At 26.5% G+C, this 19,422-nt stretch carries 22 protein-coding genes and 2 riboswitches; of the genes, 5 read left to right on the plus strand and 17 right to left on the minus strand.

The features are described from left to right. Nucleotides 1-38 precede the first annotated feature (38 nt). Together wecB and I1959_RS10520 are read right to left on the minus strand one after the other, a co-directional pair. Nucleotides 39-1,139: a non-hydrolyzing UDP-N-acetylglucosamine 2-epimerase gene (wecB, locus tag I1959_RS10515; protein WP_195238254.1), complete on the minus strand. Its 1,101-nt coding sequence runs from the start codon at nucleotides 1,137-1,139 to the stop codon at nucleotides 39-41. 255 nt (nucleotides 1,140-1,394) lie between these two features. After that, on the minus strand, nucleotides 1,395-2,015 hold the full coding sequence (locus tag I1959_RS10520) for a DUF4397 domain-containing protein (RefSeq protein ID WP_195238256.1): 621 nt from the start codon (nucleotides 2,013-2,015) through the stop codon (nucleotides 1,395-1,397). 170 nt (nucleotides 2,016-2,185) lie between these two features. Here I1959_RS10520 and I1959_RS10525 point away from each other — a divergent pair, with 170 nt between their 5' ends. Then, complete coding sequence (locus I1959_RS10525; RefSeq protein ID WP_195238257.1) at nucleotides 2,186-3,025, plus strand: carbon-nitrogen hydrolase family protein; 840 nt, start codon at nucleotides 2,186-2,188, stop codon at nucleotides 3,023-3,025. 40 nt (nucleotides 3,026-3,065) lie between these two features. On the opposite strand, the gene I1959_RS10530 is transcribed toward I1959_RS10525, so the two are convergent. The 7 genes from I1959_RS10530 to I1959_RS10560 form a co-directional block, all read right to left on the minus strand. Further along, nucleotides 3,066-3,572, minus strand: coding sequence for a hypothetical protein (locus I1959_RS10530; RefSeq protein ID WP_195238258.1), 507 nt, complete (start codon nucleotides 3,570-3,572; stop codon nucleotides 3,066-3,068). 218 nt (nucleotides 3,573-3,790) lie between these two features. Beyond that, complete coding sequence (locus I1959_RS10535; RefSeq protein ID WP_166505631.1) at nucleotides 3,791-4,027, minus strand: YgjV family protein; 237 nt, start codon at nucleotides 4,025-4,027, stop codon at nucleotides 3,791-3,793. Between the two features lie 58 nt (nucleotides 4,028-4,085). Beyond that, a complete protein-coding gene (locus tag I1959_RS10540) occupies nucleotides 4,086-4,544 on the minus strand; it encodes a L,D-transpeptidase family protein (protein ID WP_195238259.1) in 459 nt (152 codons plus the stop codon). Between the two features lie 232 nt (nucleotides 4,545-4,776). Continuing rightward, on the minus strand, nucleotides 4,777-4,920 hold the full coding sequence (locus tag I1959_RS10545) for a hypothetical protein (protein WP_166505632.1): 144 nt from the start codon (nucleotides 4,918-4,920) through the stop codon (nucleotides 4,777-4,779). Nucleotides 4,921-4,977: 57 nt separating this feature from the next. Continuing rightward, nucleotides 4,978-6,297, minus strand: coding sequence for a Na+/H+ antiporter NhaC family protein (locus tag I1959_RS10550; protein ID WP_092925196.1), 1,320 nt, complete (start codon nucleotides 6,295-6,297; stop codon nucleotides 4,978-4,980). 120 nt (nucleotides 6,298-6,417) lie between these two features. Next, nucleotides 6,418-6,516: riboswitch (SAM riboswitch) on the minus strand. A gap of 181 nt (nucleotides 6,517-6,697) precedes the next feature. Then, nucleotides 6,698-7,033 (minus strand): hypothetical protein, encoded by a 336-nt coding sequence (locus tag I1959_RS10555; RefSeq protein ID WP_092925194.1) that lies wholly within the window; start codon nucleotides 7,031-7,033, stop codon nucleotides 6,698-6,700. A 20-nt stretch (nucleotides 7,034-7,053) separates the two neighbouring features. Further along, nucleotides 7,054-7,422: a YtxH domain-containing protein gene (locus tag I1959_RS10560; protein ID WP_240275736.1), complete on the minus strand. Its 369-nt coding sequence runs from the start codon at nucleotides 7,420-7,422 to the stop codon at nucleotides 7,054-7,056. Between the two features lie 221 nt (nucleotides 7,423-7,643). On the opposite strand from I1959_RS10560, the gene I1959_RS10565 reads away from it, so the two are divergent. Further along, the gene (locus I1959_RS10565; RefSeq protein WP_195928653.1) at nucleotides 7,644-8,192 is read left to right on the plus strand and encodes a hypothetical protein; all 549 of its coding nucleotides are present in this window, start codon (nucleotides 7,644-7,646) and stop codon (nucleotides 8,190-8,192) included. 170 nt (nucleotides 8,193-8,362) lie between these two features. Here I1959_RS10565 and I1959_RS10570 read toward each other — a convergent pair whose 3' ends face one another. From I1959_RS10570 to nrdE, 5 genes are all read right to left on the minus strand, one after another. Further along, nucleotides 8,363-8,899, minus strand: a complete 537-nt coding sequence (locus tag I1959_RS10570) for a deoxycytidylate deaminase (protein WP_092925188.1) — start codon at nucleotides 8,897-8,899, stop codon at nucleotides 8,363-8,365. Nucleotides 8,900-9,270: 371 nt separating this feature from the next. Continuing rightward, nucleotides 9,271-9,642, minus strand: coding sequence for a hypothetical protein (locus I1959_RS10575; RefSeq protein ID WP_092925186.1), 372 nt, complete (start codon nucleotides 9,640-9,642; stop codon nucleotides 9,271-9,273). A gap of 157 nt (nucleotides 9,643-9,799) precedes the next feature. Further along, on the minus strand, nucleotides 9,800-10,027 hold the full coding sequence (locus I1959_RS10580) for an alpha/beta-type small acid-soluble spore protein (protein ID WP_195238261.1): 228 nt from the start codon (nucleotides 10,025-10,027) through the stop codon (nucleotides 9,800-9,802). Between the two features lie 148 nt (nucleotides 10,028-10,175). Then, the gene (gene nrdF / locus I1959_RS10585; RefSeq protein WP_195238262.1) at nucleotides 10,176-11,147 is read right to left on the minus strand and encodes a class 1b ribonucleoside-diphosphate reductase subunit beta; all 972 of its coding nucleotides are present in this window, start codon (nucleotides 11,145-11,147) and stop codon (nucleotides 10,176-10,178) included. 11 nt (nucleotides 11,148-11,158) lie between these two features. Beyond that, complete coding sequence (gene nrdE, locus I1959_RS10590) at nucleotides 11,159-13,258, minus strand: class 1b ribonucleoside-diphosphate reductase subunit alpha (RefSeq protein ID WP_195238263.1); 2,100 nt, start codon at nucleotides 13,256-13,258, stop codon at nucleotides 11,159-11,161. 378 nt (nucleotides 13,259-13,636) lie between these two features. Next, a riboswitch (TPP riboswitch) is annotated at nucleotides 13,637-13,739 on the plus strand. 110 nt (nucleotides 13,740-13,849) lie between these two features. Here nrdE and thiC point away from each other — a divergent pair. Continuing rightward, a complete protein-coding gene (thiC, locus tag I1959_RS10595; protein WP_092925177.1) occupies nucleotides 13,850-15,163 on the plus strand; it encodes a phosphomethylpyrimidine synthase ThiC in 1,314 nt (437 codons plus the stop codon). A 138-nt stretch (nucleotides 15,164-15,301) separates the two neighbouring features. After that, entirely contained in the window at nucleotides 15,302-16,258 is a 957-nt protein-coding gene (locus I1959_RS10600) for a calcium/sodium antiporter (protein WP_092925175.1), read from the plus strand. Between the two features lie 36 nt (nucleotides 16,259-16,294). On the opposite strand, the gene I1959_RS10605 is transcribed toward I1959_RS10600, so the two are convergent. Further along, the gene (locus I1959_RS10605; RefSeq protein ID WP_166505637.1) at nucleotides 16,295-17,464 is read right to left on the minus strand and encodes an MFS transporter; all 1,170 of its coding nucleotides are present in this window, start codon (nucleotides 17,462-17,464) and stop codon (nucleotides 16,295-16,297) included. A gap of 216 nt (nucleotides 17,465-17,680) precedes the next feature. Here I1959_RS10605 and I1959_RS10610 point away from each other — a divergent pair, with 216 nt between their 5' ends. Further along, complete coding sequence (locus I1959_RS10610; RefSeq protein ID WP_092925171.1) at nucleotides 17,681-17,881, plus strand: cold-shock protein; 201 nt, start codon at nucleotides 17,681-17,683, stop codon at nucleotides 17,879-17,881. A gap of 175 nt (nucleotides 17,882-18,056) precedes the next feature. On the opposite strand, the gene I1959_RS10615 is transcribed toward I1959_RS10610, so the two are convergent. Then, complete coding sequence (locus I1959_RS10615; RefSeq protein ID WP_243240034.1) at nucleotides 18,057-19,202, minus strand: MATE family efflux transporter; 1,146 nt, start codon at nucleotides 19,200-19,202, stop codon at nucleotides 18,057-18,059. Nucleotides 19,203-19,206: 4 nt separating this feature from the next. After that, nucleotides 19,207-19,413, minus strand: a complete 207-nt coding sequence (locus I1959_RS15525; protein WP_243240035.1) for an MATE family efflux transporter — start codon at nucleotides 19,411-19,413, stop codon at nucleotides 19,207-19,209. Between the last annotated feature and the right edge of the window lie 9 nt (nucleotides 19,414-19,422).

The raw sequence follows: 19,422 nt of genomic DNA on the forward strand, positions 1-19,422 counted from the left end.
TTTTCACTACTTTCTTTTATTCATTCTTCTGATTAAATTTAATTTTGATATATTTTTTCAATAATATCGACAATGTATTTGCTTGCAAGCCCATCTCCATAAGGATTTGAAGCCTTTGACATCTCATTATATAATTTTTTGTTAGTTAGTAATTCCTTTGTGTATTTATATATGTTATCTTCATTTGTACCTACTAATTTTAAAGTTTTAGCCTTAATCCCTTCTGGTCTTTCGGTAGTTTCTCTCAATACAAGAACTGGCTTCCCAAGAAATGGAGCTTCTTCTTGTATGCCTCCACTATCTGTTAGTATTAGATATGACTTATTTAATAAATTATGAAATTCAACTACACTTAAAGGTTCTATTACATGTACCTTTTTATTACCTTTGAATTCTTCTTTAACTAAATCTCTTATTTGAGGATTAAAATGTATTGGATACACTATTTCTACATCATCAAATTCCATAGATATTTTATTTACTGCTTTAAATATATTCTTCATATTGCTACCTAGATTTTCTCTTCTGTGGCATGTTAAAAGTATCATTCTGTTTTTTCCTATTTTGTCAGTTATTTCACTTTTGTATTCCTTATCTATAGTGGTTTTTAATGCATCTATTGCAGTATTTCCAGTTATATATATTTTTTCAGGATTTTTTCCTTCTTTTATCAAATTATCCTTTGATTTTTCTGTTGGTGCAAAGTGTATATCAGCTATAACAGATGTTAACTGTCTATTTAACTCTTCTGGAAAAGGAGAATATTTATTATAGGTTCTTAAACCTGCCTCTACATGACCTACTTTAACTTGATTATAAAAAGCAACTAAGGATGATATAAACGTTGTAGTTGTATCTCCATGTACAAGTATTATATCTGGCTTTACTTCTTTTATAACTTTATCTAACCCATTCATTATATTCGTGCTTATTTGAGACAAAGATTGATTTGACTTCATAATATTTAAATCATAATTAACCTTTATGTTAAATACGTCTAGTACTTGATCTAACATTTCTCTATGTTGTGCTGTTACACAAACTATAGACTCTATATTATCTCTAGACTCCAACTCTTTAACTAAAGGTGCCATTTTTATGGCTTCAGGCCTAGTCCCAAATACTGTCATTATTTTCATTTACTTCACCCCTGTATATTATTCCATAATAATTTTTATCTATATTATTATCTCTCAATATATTACATTAACTACAATATGATGTCAAAATTTATTGTTATTTATTATTTTTTTGTAGATTATATTTTTATTTTGATATTATTTATTATATTTTTTATTACTAAATTTATTCTATCAATTATAAATTAAGCATACCATTAAACTGTTAATATGTTCAAAGGTATGCTTCTCTTATATTTTAGTGTTTAATATAAATTAAGCTTCTTTACATAAATAAGTATTCCCATCAACTGATTGTATAACACCTAAACTACCTAATTGACCAATTGCATATATAGTATATATTCTATCTGGATTTAATTTAACCCTTAACGGAAAAACTACATCTTTACTTTCACTTACTACTAATTTTACATTATACGTTCCTGGGTTTACATCTACATAACTAGTTCCCTCTCTAAATCCGATATCTTCAAAGAATGTCTCTCCATTTACTAGTATATCTACTGCTGGTGCATTTGGTGATAAATGTATAACTCTAAATGTAGAATATTCGCTTGATGGTTGTTTTTCTGAATAGTCTTTTATAACTAATAAAGATAAATCCCCTATATTCCCTGTCACTGCTACGGTATACATTTGCCCTTCATCTACTTCAAGCATTTGATTTATAACTGGATTTTCAGTAGTTCCAGATAAGTATATACCTACTGTATGTTCTCCTTCTTCTAACTCTAAATACTCTGTAAATTCCATAAAATCTAATCCGCTAAATACAAGTGCCCCATCAATATAAATGTCTACTTTACCGATTTGTGGAGCGGCCTGAAATACTCTAACTAAAGATTTTCCTTCTTTTATTTGTAAACAATCCATTTTAAATCCCCCTTGATGACAATGTTCATTCTTTATATAATATGTGTCCATTATTTTATTTGTTACTTTATAAGTTGATTTCATATATTTTCATTTTTTTAATGCAATGTTTGTATAGATAAACTACTATTAAAATATAAATATCTTATACTAGATTTAATTAAATTGAGGTGATTTTTATAAAAACTTTAGTTATACAAATAGATGTTAATTCTAATAAATTAAAGAATATATCCACTATAGAGAGATATATAAATTTAGCCATTAATAAATCTAAAATAGATTTAGTTATACTTCCAGAAATGTTTTGCTGCCCTTATGATAATAAGAATTTTCCTGTTTATTGTGAGGTAGAAGGAGGAAATCTTTATAATATTTTATCTGATATAGCTAAAAAATATAATATATATTTGGTAGCTGGATCCATTCCTGAAAAAGATAATAGTAAAATATATAATACTTCTTATGTTTTTGATCGATGTGGAAATAAGATAGCAAAACATAGAAAAATACATCTATTTGATATTTCTATAGATGGCCAAAAATTTTTAGAATCTGATACATTATCATCTGGAAATGATGTTACAGTATTTGATACTGAATTTGGAAAAATTGGTCTTTGTATTTGCTATGATTTTAGATTTTTTGAGATATGCAAAATAATGGTTGATAAAGGCGCTAAGGCTATAATAGTTCCTGCATCATTCAACATGACTACAGGACCTATTCATTGGGAGCTACTATTTAAATCTAGAGCTGTTGATAATCAAGTTTATACAATAGGATGTTCTTCTTCCCGAAACAATAATTCTTCTTATATATCTTATGGAAACTCTATTTTAGTTTCTCCATTTGGGGAAGTATTAAATAGATTAGATGAAAAAGAGGGCTACTTTATAGCAGATATCGACTTTTCATATGTTGAAAAAATAAGAAATCAACTACCTTTATTAAAGCATCGTAGAAATGATTTGTATAATGTATCATATACAGATAATTCTAAAGTATAAATTTATTTTAATATATTATCTTAGTTTAATTTATTTGTAATTATTGAACTAAGTTTTTAGCTTTGTCAAAATCTAATACATAGTTAATAATAGATATCAACTTACTCCCTACTTCTATATCTTCATCACTTGCTAACCTTATATATATTCTTAACTCTTCCCAAAGCTTTTCTTTACCTAGATCTTCATTGCTTATATTATGAAGATCTCTTATTACTTCTATAAGATTTATTTTTTTACTTTTATTTAGTGTATCATGATTTTTAATATAATCTATTGAAGAATCTACTAATTTAGTTAATTCCTTTTTATATTCTCTTATACTTAATTCTTTTTTGTATCCTAATAATTCTTTCATTAATTTTTCTAAATCAGATTTTGAGTAATTCCATACTCTACCATCATATTTTTTTATATTTTCTATACATGAATTATATTTATCTATTAGTTCTTCTAATCCTATAACTATTTCTAAATAGTTATTTTCTTCAATTAAGTTTTTACATCTATTTATATCCTTATCAATCTCTCTTATTGTTTTATTCACATTTAGTCCTCTTTTCTATTTTAATTATAATTTTTATTATTATATATAATATATCAATTTACTTAGTTAATAAACATATTTTATCTCACTATTGTTATTTAAAATATTATACCTTTTTAATATTTTAGTTTATCTAATCTATTAATATAGAAAATATTTACTTTTAACAAAAAATAGCATAGATAAAATATCTACGCTATTAAATAATATTTTGTAATTTAATTTTTTTCTTTATATTTATAAATATTATATAAATTATATATATTTATAATAATTATAAGCGCATTAGATATGGCAACAGGATATGCTTTTACATATAATCCGTAAACTACAAATAAAAAACATCCTATAGAATTTATAATTCTAAGCTTTACTATAGATGTCATCGTTAATGATATAACTATAAATAAGGATGCTGAATATCCAATCCATTCAATAGGGTCAAAGCTAATCATAAAATTATCTCCTTTTTATTTCTTATAACTATTATTTGATATTTATATTTTTATATAACTATTTTATTATTATAGTAGTATTAATAGGTATATTATCATACATCCATCTAGCATTTTCTGTAGCTAATCTTATACATCCCATACTTATAGCTACTCCAAGTCTATCATCTATTACATAAAGTCCCTTAGGATCATATAGTATTGAGTGGTAATAGTAATCATCTACTATATTCATTGCATATTTTGCTGAACTTTTTTCTCCCCCTATAGCAGGATACTTTATACCTGACTTAAATATACCCTTTATTGTAGGAGTTGAGCTTTTTCCTACAGTGCTACTCCAAACGTGCAGTACCTTAAATCTATCATCTACTTTTTTTAATATATAGGTAAGTTTATCTTTAGTAGATGTAATTATAATATAGCCTGTATCACTTTTTATATGATTCTCATTTACAAACTCTTCCATATTTTTATCAAATTTGCTGTAATCTATCTGTCTATAGTATCTATTCATAAATAATATTTCACCTTCTCATAATAATATTTATTATAATTATGCTAATTATAAACTTTATGTGATATTTCAGTTAATTTAACTATTATTGTACGAATGTAAAAATATTAAGTTTATTTTTTACACTCGCTAAACTGATTGGTATTACTTAACTGTAATAATTATCTACTAATTTTTGAAATATCATAATTTCCTTAAGCGTAAAAAAAGTGAAGTTTTAAAACTTCACTTTTTAAGTATTATTATGTTTCATATACTTATATGATTTAACTATACATCGAGCTTGATTTATAGTATATATTGATATTTCATAGGATGATGTTATTATAAAAGTCGATACTACTCCTACTAAGAAATCATAGTCACCTAATGCCATAATCTCCTCCAGTATTGCTTTTATTATATTATATGAAACTAAAATTTTATAGTTACATTAAGCTACTTCTTTTTTCCTTTTATTAACTTTATTTAAGTTTGGAATACCAAATGTTATAGCTATTATTCCACAAGCTAACATTAACCAAGGATAATGTAGATATTTAATTAATTCAACAGGAGATATTCCTACCATCCCTGCAGCTGTTAATACTTGTGCACCATATGGAACTATGCCTTGCCAACAAGATGAGAATATATCTAATATACTTGCAGTTTTTCTATTATCTATATCAAATTTTGTAGCTATATCTTTTGCAAGTGGCCCTGCTGTTACTATTGCTATAGTGTTGTTTGCTGTACATAAATCTACTATACTTACTAATGCTGCTATACCAAACTCTGCACCTTTTTTAGTTTTTATTTTACTACTTATAAAATTAAGTATAAAGTCTATTCCACCATTTAATTTTATAAGTTCTACAAGTCCTCCGATTATTATAACAAGTAGACATAATTCATACATTCCTGATATACCACCTGATATAGCTTCTATAAATCCAAATAACCCAAATGAATTTGTAAATAGTCCTATTGCACCTGCAAATACTACTCCAAAACTAAGTAAAACAAATACATTTACTCCACATAAAGCTCCTAATAACACTCCTAAATATGGTAAAACTTTTATAAAATCATATCTATAGCTTGTGCTACCACCTAAACTATACCCTGATGTTATAGTAGCTAATAATATAGCAGTTATAATAGCTGCTGGTAAAACTATTAAGAAATTTACTCTAAATTTATCTTTTAATTCACATCCTTGAGTTTTGGTTGCTGCTATTGTAGTGTCTGATATCATAGATAAATTATCTCCAAACATAGCTCCACCTACAACAGCTCCTATTACTAATGGTGCTGGTATTCCTGTTTTAGCTGCAATTCCTATGCCTATTGGCCCAAGTGCTGCTATTGTTCCCATTGATGTTCCCATAGATATAGATATAAAACATCCTATTACAAATAACCCTGATACTAAAAGATTAGGAGGAAGAATTGATAAACTTAAATTAACAGTTGAGTCAACACCTCCCATTGCCTTAGCTACACTTGAAAAAGAACCTGCAAGTATAAATATCATAATCATAGATATTATATCTATATTACCTGCACCTTTACAAAATACTTCTATCTTTTCTCCTAAACTAACTTTTCTATTAAGAGAAAATCCTACTATAGTTGCGATTATAAATGCTACTATTGCTGGCATTTTATAAAAATCCCCAGTTATTACCCCGCTACCTAAAAATACTATTAAAAATACACCCAGTGGTAATAATCCTAATATACTACCTTTTTTTGCTTCTTCTTTCATAATATACCTCCCTTTATATTAAAACTTCTAAAGAGTATAATTTTAATTTATTTAAATATACCTGATATTTTTTAATAAAAAAAACCTGAGATAACTCAGGCTTTGACAGCAAAAATTATACTCTCATCTTTCAGCTTATGCTGCAGGATTTAGCACCCGTATAATAATACTGGTTGCTGGGCTTCGTCGGGCCAGTCCCTCCGCCACTCTTGATAAGAATTATTTAATTATTTATATAATAGTTAATTTTCACAATTTTGTCAATATTATTTTTTAATTATTCTAATAAATCTACTTATAAATTATATATATTAATTTTTTATACATCTTAATTTATTATGATATATTAGCAAATAAAAAAAGTCATAATTAAATTATGATTTAATTATGACTTTTATGACTATTTATTAATAAATACAGATTTTAATATATTTAATATTTCAGTAAATATCTCAACATTAGATTTTACATTTTCTTTAGCCACTACTATATCTGCTGTTACATCTGTTGCAACTTCCGCAACGTCTTTTACATTTTCACTAATATCGCTGATATTATCAACTAAATTAGGTAATTTACCTACTACTGTATGTATGTCATCAGAATTTGTTGATACCACTGTATTGATATTTTTAATAAATTCATTAATATTTTTTAAAGTTATTATTAAAAATATTAATGCACCTATACCTAATAATGCTAGTATTATATATATTACATTTAAATCTATGTACATAATGTTATTCTCCATAGCAATTATTCTTTATCCTTAGCTTCTTGTGGAGCTTGTAATAATTCTACAACATTAGTATCTACTACGTCTTCATTTTCTTTCTTTTTACTATCTAAATACTCTTTTATTCTTCTCTTAGATTCATTTACATTTGTAGTTAATTTTTCTTTTGTTTTGGCAGCCTTTTCACTTACATTTGTGTTTATATCTTTAGCTGTATTTTTTATATCTTCTCTAGTTTCTTTTCCTGACTTAGGAGCTAATAAAACCCCACCTAGTATTCCTGTTATAGCACCTGTTGCAACACCTAGTGTAGCTATTTTTATCTTTTTATTTCTTTCTTTTGCTTTTTTAGCTTTTTTCTTTTGTTCTATTTTTTTTGCTAAACTCATGCTCATCACTCCTATTGTTAATTTGTATTATACCATTTTTTACTATTTTTCTAATATTTCTAATACATATATACCCAAATTAGTAAGTTTTAAAACAAAATAATTTATTTTTCTATTTATTTTTTTATATTTCAGCTAAATTAAATTATATAAATTAAACTTACATTTTATTTATACGTATGCACATAATAATATAATAATTATGGAAGGTAGGAATTGCTATGAAACATAAAGATATTAAGAAATTTAGTATATTACTTTACATTATTTATATTTTATCTATAATATTTTTTCTATTTAACAAAGAATTTGGAAAAAGCGTAATTAGCTTAATTTCGCTTATAATTACTTTTGTGCTTACTAAAGCTTATTTAAAAAACTTAGCTATACTTGACTACCCATTGTACATAATTGGAAACATTTTTATATTATCTTCTTTTTTACTAGGTTCATGTTATGGACTTTACGATATAATCCCATTTTATGATGATTTTCTTCATTTTTGGTCTGGATTTATATCTGTTAAAATTGGATTTAATATACTAAAAAATATTAGTAGTAAAAATAATAAACTTTTAATATGTATGATTCTTTTCTTCTTTGCAATGGGCATATCAGCAATTTGTGAAATATGTGAATATTTACTAGATGTCTTATTTAAGATGAATACGCAATCTGGCGGTTTAAAAGATACCATGATAGATTTAATAGATGCTTCATGTGGTGCTTTTTTTATGATTGTATATTACTATAGAAAGTATTTAAGGTAAAATATTATATTAAACTCAACACTATTAAATATAAACAAAGCTACTTAACATATGTTAAGTAGCTTTGTTTATATTTAATATATCTTTTTACAGTAATCATTGTTGAATATAAATAAACAATGAATTATTATATATTTTTCTATAAAAGCTAAATTGTTTAGCCTAGCCTTTTAATAGCTCCTTGGCTTACTTAAGAATTCTTGAACACGTTTCTTCTCTTTCTCACGTTTAGCTTCTTGTTCTTCTTGCTCTTGTTTTAATGCATCTTCATATTTAATGTATTCTATTCCAGCTTCTTCAAATAGCTGCTGCCCTAAGCCTGTAGGATACTCTCCTTTAAATATTACTTTTTTTATTCCTGCTTGAATAATAGATATTGAGCAAAATACACAAGGTTGAGTAGTAGCATACAATGTAGCTCCTTCACAGCTTATTCCATGTTTAGCACATTGTATTATAGCATTTGCTTCAGCATGCCCAGCTCGACATAGTTCTAAACCTTGTCCTGAAGGTATACCTCTTTTTTTTCTCTCGCAATAGCCAATATCTGAACAATGAATAGTTCCAGCAGGACTTCCATTATAACCTGTAGCTATAATTTGCTTTCCTTTTATAATTACAGCTCCTACTTGTCTTGAAACACACGTACTTCTAACTTTACTATCTTCGGCTATATCCATCGCCCACTCTGTAAATAATTTTCTCATATGATATGCTCCTTCTGTTCATTTATTATTTATAAATATCTTTATATGTCAAAATCCCTATAACCTTAGTTAAATCTAATCATTATACCCGCATCTATAATCTTATTTTTTATTTTCTTAAAATCATCTTAACTCACACGTCATTATTTTTTCAAGAGTTATTATAAATTTGTAATATTTAACTACTTATTTAACATAAATGTATATAATATATTTTTTTAGTAATAATATTACTATCCCTTTAATCATGCTCCTTAGTCATTAATTTTATATAGCTTTATTTTTCAGTTTATTATTAAAAAAAGACAGAAATAAATTCTGTCTTTTTTAATAATAGCCCTTAAGCATCTACTTAAAGGCATAATATATATTTATATAACATAAAGTTTTGAAATTATCTTATCATATTTACCTCTAGCCAAGCAAATACCACCTGCATACTTTATATATTCTTCTTCACTAAGTTTTCCTTCTTCAACTTCACTAAATCTATCAATAATATTAGAATTATCTAAAAAATCTTCTACACTTTCTAATATACAAATTAAATTTATCTTAAACCCATCTGAATTTAACTTTCTTTCTTGTTTTTCTTCTTTTAAATACACTACTTCATGTTCTTTGTCTAACGTAACCTTTACGAAATCTGAAAGCCTCTTTTCTGTTGGTAATAATACTGAATATTTTTCCATATCTAAAAATATTTCATACAATTCTTTTAGTCTTGCTAACTCTGAACTCATCCTTAATCTCCTTTATATAGCCTACCTATTAATCGTGGTTATACTTTGTACTTTCATTATAATTTCATCTACTTAATTCGTCAACTTTTTACACTAAAATGGTTTTAATTACTAAAAAAAGCATTGAGTTGTTTACTGACTTTCAACTCAATGCCTGTTAATTATTTATTTTTTTATTATATTCTCTTAGTAGCTGTTCTTCACCCATTTCTACTAATCTTCTACTCATCACACCACCTAAGTTTCCACCTATATGTCCATTTTTATATGATGTATCATTAGATCCATCTATATGACTATTTGATATTCCTAGTTCATTTGCTATTTCTAGTTTCATTTGATTTAGAGCTTGTTTAGCATTACTTATTGCTGGTTTTTTAGACATTTTAATACCTCCTTAAACTTTCTTATATATTTTTATCAAATTTAAATGATATTATTATGTATTTTTGATTTATAAGATTATTAAAATGCTTTTACCTAATATAAAACATTAAACTAAAAAATCACTTGGTTTTATCCAAGTGATTTTTTTATATTAAGAAATCTTCATCTTTTAATTCTTCATATACACCTTTTTGATATCCATTACCTTTAGTCGAGAAAAAGTCGTGATTTTTGGTTTCTGTACTTAGCCCATTTAGTACTATTGGGTTTATTTTACTTACTTTATAGTATTCATTAAACCCTAAATTCTCTAATGCCCTATTAGCATTGTATTTTAAGAAATTTATAACTTCACTTTCAAGACCGCTATCTTTGTATATAGTGTTTGTATAGTTTATTTCATTTTCCATTAAATCTTCAAGTATTTTGTACATTCTATCTTTTAATTCTTCTTTTTTAGCTTCTTCAAACTTTTCATATATTTCTTGAGAAAGAAGTCCTATATACTTTCCATGTAGTGATTCATCTCTAAGTATAAGAGATATTATTTCTCCACTTGCAACCATTTTACCTTGGCCTGCTAGATATAGTGGATAGAAAAAACCTGAGTAGAATAAAAAGCTTTCTAAGAATACACTTGTTACCATAGATAAATATAAACTTTCTTCATCTTTTGTATTTTTATATTGGGCTAGTACTAAGTCCGCCTTTTTCTGAAGTGTTTCTTCACTTTCTATCCATTTAAATAATTCTTCAATTTCATCATTAGAAAGCAGTGTCATAAATATAGATGAGTAACTTTTAGCATGTATTTCTTCCATAGTTCCCATAAATGATAATACTGCTTTTCTTTGAAGGTTATCTGTAAGGCTCATCATAGATGGTACCCCATCATTTCCTTGCTTAGTGTCTAGTAATGTAAGTCCACCTAATACTTTTTTATATAATTCTTTTTCTTTTTCATTTAATTCATTAAATACTTTTAAATCTTTTGAAACTGATATTTCCTCTGGTAACCAAAATTGTTTTACATTTTGTTCCCAAAAGGCTTGAGTAAATCCATCATCTTCTTTATTCCAGTTTACTGCTTTGTGTATTTTTTCTAATTTAAATGTCATAGTACTCCCCCTTATACTGAACACATAAGACACTCATTGTTGTCTCTAGTCATTTTAGTTCTTGTGTAGTAAAGACTTTTTAGTCCTTTTTTGTAAGCATATATATATAATCTAGCTATATCTCTAGTTGTTTTATCATCTGTTACAAATAATGTTGTTGATATACCTTGGTCAACATGATTTTGGACTGTTGAAACTATATCTATAACTTTTCTCATATCCATTCTATATGCAGATTGGTAATAAAGCATGTTTTCATTAGTTAAAAATGGCATAGGATATATAGTTGTAGAATCACCATATGTTCTAACTTCAACCGGCTCTGTAATTGGCATTATACTTGATGTTGCATTTTGAACATAACTAATACTTTGAGTTGGTGCTATTGCTGTTAAGTATGCATTATATAATCCATGTACTTTTACTTCATCTAATAAAGCTTCCCATTCTTTAGTTGTAGGTATATGTATACCTTCAAACAATTTTTTTACTTTATCTGTCTTAGGTAAGTATGAATTTTTATAATATTTTTTTAATACATTACTATCTTTTCCTTTTGCATATTCTGATTTTTCAAACCCAACAAATGTTTTATTTCTCTCTTTAGCTATATTCATAGATGACTTTATAGCAAAATGTCTAACCATTGCAAAAAATACATTACAAAAGTCTATTGCTTCTTCTGATGTATATAGTATATTTTCTCTTACTAAGTATCCATGTAAATTCATAGCTCCAAGACCTACTGCATGTGACGAATCATTTCCATTTTTGATTGTTGGCACTTCATTTATACTAGTGTTATCAGAAACAAAAGTTAATGCTCTTATTGCAGTATCAATCGTATTTTCTATATCTTTATTATCCATTACATTAGCAATGTTTAAAGAACCTAAATTGCAACTTATATCTTGTCCCCATATATTTTCTCCAGCATATCCTTTTATATTTGATGGTGTTTGGTATTGAAATATTTCACAACATAAATTAGACATTTTGATTTTACCAACGTCTTTTAGTATATGTTCTCTATTTGCAGTATCTAAAAATACAACATATGGGTATCCACTTTCTTGTTGCATCTGTGCTATCTTTGTTAGCATTTTTCTAGGATTTATTTCTTTTTTTCGTATATCTTCATCATTTTTTAAAATATCATACCATTTTTCCATATCCATCTCATCAAGATTTATATTATATTTTTTATAAACAGAATGAGGATAAAATGCATAAGCCACCTCATTTTTCTCTGCCAATTCCATAAATTTATCTGGTATTAATGCCCCTAAAGATAATGATGCTAATCTTATTTTTTCATCTGCATTTATCTTTTTGGTATCCATAAGTAATTCAAAATCTGGATGAAATACACTTAAATATACAGCCCCTGCACCTTGTCTTGCACCCATTTGGTTAAAGTAGGTAAATGACTGTTCTAGCATTTTGGCAACTCCTACCACACCACCAGCTGCACCTTCTATATCCTTAATAGGATCTCCTGAAGCTCTTAATCTTGATAAATTAAGCGCTACTCCGCCACCTATTTTTGATAGATGATTTGCTGATGAAATTGCATATGATATACCTTCTGTACTATCTTCTATAGATATCAAAAAGCACGATACCATTTCTCCTGCTCTAGCTCTACCTGCATTTAAAAATGTAGGTGTTGCTGGTTGAAATTCTTGTTTTACTAGTTTCTCTGCCAATTTTTTTACTAAGTCTTTATCACCATTTCCAAGTGCTAAAGATACTATGAGAACTTTATCATTATAGCTTTCTAATATTTCTTTATTGTCATTAGTCTTAAGTGCATAGTTTTGATAAAACTTATTTGCACTCATATATGAATTAAATTTAAATCCATAATTTTTTATGATTCTTTCTATTTCTTTTATAAAGTCTATATCATATCTTTCTATTACTTCTTTAGAATAGTAATTATTATCTATTAAATATGATAGCCTTTCTTCAAGACTATTAAATACCTTTGTTCTAGGTTTTATATATTCATTTATATAACTGTATAATGCTTCTTTATCTTTTTCTAATTGATATTTTCCTTCTTTATTTTTTATTATGACTTGATTATTTAGTTCTATCCAGTTCATTTTTCCCACCTTTTATTTAATGTTTTACTAATCATTATCTACCATTTATAGATATAATATTTAAACCAAATACTATATATTGTATATACACCAATAAAAGTATTCTTAATCTATTATTATATTTTATTTTTTTTATTCTTTTTAATATATAGTTTTTTCAACACATAAGGCATTGATAATTTTTTATAATTGCTTTTTTTATTTACAAATAATATTCATTATGATATTCTTAAGTTAAGTGGGAACTTATATTTTATATAAGTATTACGCTAGCCCAAATAAAGGCACTTATCTTTTGATAGGTGCCTTTCCGTTTTTATAAGTACAAAAAAATTTCTTTACAATACATAAATAAAGAACTACAATGTTTTTGAAAAGATATCTAACTAGGGGTGCCTTTTAGGCTGAGAAATGATAAATTCATTAACCCTTCGAACCTGATGTAGTTTATACTACCGTAGGAAAGTTACTTTTGTGTTTATTAATAGCTATAAAACAAATATAGTCTATTTATTAATACATATTTTGAGAAGCTTTGCCTTATGGTAAGGCTTTTTTTATTTATTAAAATATAATAAGGGGGATTTTAATATGATGTATACTACTCAAATGGATGCTGCTAAAAAGGGGATAATTACTAAAGAAATGGAAATAGTAGCAAAAAAAGAAAATATGGATGTTAATATTTTGAGAGAGCTAATATCTAAAGGTAAAGTAGCAATACCTGCTAATAAAAATCATAAATCTTTAAATCCTGAAGGTGTAGGCGAAAATCTAAGAACCAAAATAAATGTAAATTTAGGTATATCAAAAGATTGTTGTGATATTGATGAAGAGATGAAAAAGGTTAATTTGGCATTAGATATGAAAGCCGAAGCTATAATGGATTTAAGTTCTTTTGGTAAAACCAAAGAATTTAGAAAAAAACTTATATCATCTTCTAATGCTATGATAGGAACTGTTCCTATATACGATGCTGTTGGTTTTTACGATAAAGAATTAAAAGATATAACTGCTAAAGAATTTTTAGATGTAGTAAGAAATCATGCAAATGATGGTGTAGACTTCGTTACTGTACATGCTGGTATAAACAAAGAAACTGCATCTGTTTTTAAAAGAAACAAAAGACTTACTAATATAGTATCTAGAGGCGGTTCTTTAATGTATGCTTGGATGGAGCTTAACCAACGTGAGAACCCTTTTTATGAATACTTTGATGAATTACTTGATATATGCGAAGAATATGACTTAACATTAAGCCTTGGAGATGCTCTAAGACCTGGGTCTATAAATGACTCTTCAGATGCTTGTCAAATAAAAGAATTAATGATATTAGGTGAACTTACTCTAAGAGCGTGGAAACGAAATGTTCAAGTAATAATAGAAGGTCCTGGACATATGTCATTAGATGAAATTGAGTCTAATATGTTACTTGAAAAGAAACTTTGTCATGGTGCACCATTTTATGTGCTAGGTCCTATAGTTACAGATATAGCTCCTGGATATGATCATATAACAAGTGCTATTGGAGGTGCCTTAGCTGCTAGTTATGGAGCTGACTTTTTATGTTATGTAACCCCAGCAGAACATTTAAGACTACCTAACTTAGATGATGTTAAAGAAGGTATTATAGCTACTAAAATAGCTGCTCATGCTGCAGATATCGCAAAGAAAATTCCTAAATCTAGAGATATAGATAATCAAATGAGTAAAGCTAGACAAGAACTTGATTGGGAAAAAATGTTTGAACTTGCTATTGACCCACAAAAAGCTAGAAGATATAGAAAAGAGTCAACTCCTAAACATGATGATAGCTGTACAATGTGCGGTAAGATGTGTTCTATGAGAAATATGAATAAAATAATGAGTGGTAAAGACTTAAATTTATTAAGAGCAGATAATTAGTTACATACTTAATTTAATATTATAAATATCTATTATATTCTTTGCATAACTAAGTTTCATCATATTTTAATGATTTACAAAAGAATACATAAAGTGGTATACTGTCCTTTATAAATATATATTTTTGGAGGAATATTAATGGCATTTATAATATTAATATTAGGTTTTATTTTCCTTATAAAGGGTGCTGACATATTTGTCGATGGTGCTGCTTCAATTGCTAGAAAATTTAATGTTCCAGCTATGGTTATAGGTCTTACTATAGTAGCTATGGGTACATCTGCACCTGAAGCCGCAGTAAGTATTACATCTTCATTAGCAGGACAAAATGATATGAGTGTTGCTAACATCGTAGGCTCTAACTTTTTTAACATACTTGTAGTGTTAGGTGTGTCTGCAATAATTGCAAAGTTACCAGTTCAAAAAGATACTATAAAAAAAGATACTCCATTTTTAATAGGTATAAGCTTTATGTTGTTACTATTTTCACTTGATTTACATATAAATAGATTTGAAGGTATTTTTTTCTTATTAGTATTTGCCTACTTCTTAATAAATACTGTAAAAAGTGCTAAAAACTCTAATAATGAAGAAGACTTATCTGGTGGTGAAAGTGCTATAGCTATAGAAGCTGAAGTAAGTGAAGATGTTCCTATGTTTAAAACAATTATATTAAGTTTAATTGGTATAGCAGGAATTATTGTTGGTGGAGATATGGTTGTTGATTCTGCCACGACTATTGCAACATCATTTGGTATGAGTGCAAACTTAGTTGGACTTACAATAGTTGCAGTTGGTACTTCACTTCCTGAATTTGTTACTTCTATTATGGCTATAAAAAAGGGTGAAACTGAAATAGCTATAGGTAATGTAATAGGCTCAAACGTATTTAATATACTTTTAGTTTTAGGTTTAGCTACAACTATAAGTCCGATATCTATAAGTACATTTGCTCTTATAGATATAATATTTATGACATTTATAACAGTTTTACTTTATATCTTTATGAAAAAAGATAATTGTCTTGTAAAAAAACAAGGTTTTATATTAATAGCTTTATATATAGTATATATGATATATACTATAGTTAGGTAATCTAAAAAAGGAAGAACATAATTATGTTCTTCCTTTTTATTCGCTTATAATATTTGTATTATTTATATTCTTATATTCTAATTTATTTATTGCAAATATAATTCCAAAACTTATGATAGAAATTATTATTGAGCATATAAATATGGCTTTCATTCCATATAAGTCTATTATATTTCCATATATAAGTTTTATAACTGATGACCCAATTCCTATACAAAAAGTGTATATAGTCATGGCTGTAGTGTATAATTTTTTTTCTACTACGTTTCCTATAAAGTCAAAAACAGTTATAGTCATTATAGCTATTGCTACACCATGAGAAGCTGATGCTAATATAAATAATGCTATATTATTTGTAAATGTATATATTATCCATCTAATAAAAAGTGCAATTGCACTTACAGTAATCATTTTTGTATTTCCATATTTTTTTAAAAGATCTTTGGTCTTAACCATAAAATAAAGTTCTGGAGCTACCATAAACACAGTCAACATTCCTACAAGTTCCTTGCCTGCTCCTAAGTTTAATAAATGTATACCTTGGTAGGCGCTTACCCCATCACTTAAGGCAACAATACTTATACTTGCTAAAAGTATTAACACATATTGTTTATTAGTAAATAATTTTTTTATATCTACTTTTAAATTTAACTTTTCTTTAGACTCCATTTCTTTAGGTGTATTTAAATATGGAGTTATAAATAAACATAGTAGCATACTAAACATAAACATGTAGAAAAATGCCAAATCATTTCCTGTTAAATTCATTATATGACCACAAATAAAAGCAGATAGTGCATATCCTATAGAACCTAATACCCTTACTTTTCCATAATTTTTATTTTGTTCTTTACAATATGAAGTTGTTATAGTATCTGCAAGTGGCAATAATGAATTTCTAAACATTTCAAAAAATATCGCTACTATAAATATCGGTATAAAAGACGTTGTTTTTGAATATAAATATCCCAGTAAAAATGCTACTAATACATTTATCCATAATATAAGCTTTTGTTTTTTTATAATATCACTTATAATCCCCCATATAGGTACAAGTGCTATACCAATTATAGATGGTATTGATACTATAATCCCTATTTGCGATGGACTAAAATTTAATGTTTTTTCTAAGTATACAGGTAAATAAGTCATAAATGACCCCAATCCTATAAACATACATAAGTATTTTATATAAAATTTAGACATAATATTCCTCCTCTTATAAGAATATACCATAATATTGTTAGTTTTTGTACAATCATTTTTTTTATATTTTTTAGAAAATTTAGGTATATTTATTAGTATTTAAGGTAATTATTTAAATAAATAAAAAAAGTGTGTACATTTGCTTAAATAAGTGTTACACTTAAATTACAGTAAATCAAGAAATAATCTTGATGTAGGTTTATAGGAGAATTGAAAATGATTCAAGGAATAGTAAAATGGTTCAATAGTGAAAAAGGATTTGGATTTATATCTGTAGAAGGTGGAGATGATGTATTCGCTCATTTCTCAGCTATACAAGTTGATGGATTCAAAACTTTAGAAGAAGGTCAAAAAGTAAGCTTTAATATAGTTGAAGGTGCTAGAGGTCCTCAAGCTGAAAACATAACTATATTATAATCATATAGATACGTTTTAAAGACTCAAATTTATTTGAGTCTTTTTTATTTATTAATTTTAATAATCATAAATTTTCTGAATATAGCAACAATTAAAAATGTCTATGTTATTTTTTACATAGACATTTTTAGAAATACAAAAGTATTTATAGATACAATGTTTTATAGTATATAATTTACATATCTTTTTTATCTCGAGTTACATCATTTATCCAATTGCCACTTTTAACTCTTATAAATCCAACTATACCTTTTAATATTTCATCACTTTTTAATAGAAAAAATACAATAGGTATTGGTAAATTAAATATAAATGCACCTATAAATCCAAGTGGTATAGATAATCCCCACATAAATATCATTTCATATTTAAATACATACTTATTATCTCCTCCTCTTAAAACACCCATCATAAGATTTGAAGATAAAGACCTAAACAATGCTACTATAGCTGTTGCTGTCATTATTTCTTTTGATATTAATTTCGTTTCTTGTGATATATTATAAAATCCTAATATCACATCTTTACATAAATAAATCATTAAAGCTGATATAACTCCAACTATTATGCTTAGTATGATTATAGTGTTTGCATATTCTTTTACTTTTTCATAGTTTCCTTTACCTATAGCATTACCTATTATAACTGATGAAGCACTAGATAATCCTTGTATAAATAAAGTTGCAAATTGATTTACTACATTATTTATGCTATTTGCTGCAACTACACTAGTCCCCATCCTACCAACTATTATAGATATCATAGACGATCCTACTGACCAACATAGTTCATTAAAAAATATGGGATATGTTACTTTTACATAATCATTAAATATTATTTTATCTATTTTCAAAATATAATTTAACCTATATTTTATTTTACTTTCTTTAAAAATTATATATGCAAATATTATAAAAAATTCTATTATCCTAGATATAACAGTTGCAATAGCTGCTCCTTTAATTCCTAATGGACTTATCCCAAACCTTCCAAATATTAATATATAATTTAAAAATATATTTATAAATAAAGATATACTATGTATGATCATAGGTATTTTAACAGTTTTAATGGACCTAAGTACACCGACAGTAGAAACTGTTAATGAATAGAATACATAACTTATACTAACTATCCTTATATACTTCTCCCCCATTGATATAACTGATATATCATCTGTAAATAGCTTCATAAATGCACCTGGCATAACCATAGCCACTAATACAAATAATATTGATAGTGCTATACTTAGCCAGTATGTAATAGTAATTACCTTGTGTATTGATTTTATATCTTTTTTCCCATAGTATTGAGAGCACATAACGTTAGAGCCTCCAGAAATCCCAAACATTAATATCATCAATATAAAAAAAAAGATGATTAGCTATAGCTGCTGATGATAACTCTACTTCGCCTAGTCTACCTAACATAACAGTGTCTGCCATATTAACAGATACTGTTATTAAATTTTGTATAGCTATTGGTATTGATATATCTATTATACTTTTATAAAACGATTTATCTTTTGTCATATACACTTA

Source organism: Romboutsia sp. 1001285H_161024_C4, assembly GCF_015550185.1.
GTDB lineage: Bacteria > Bacillota > Clostridia > Peptostreptococcales > Peptostreptococcaceae > Romboutsia_C > Romboutsia_C hominis.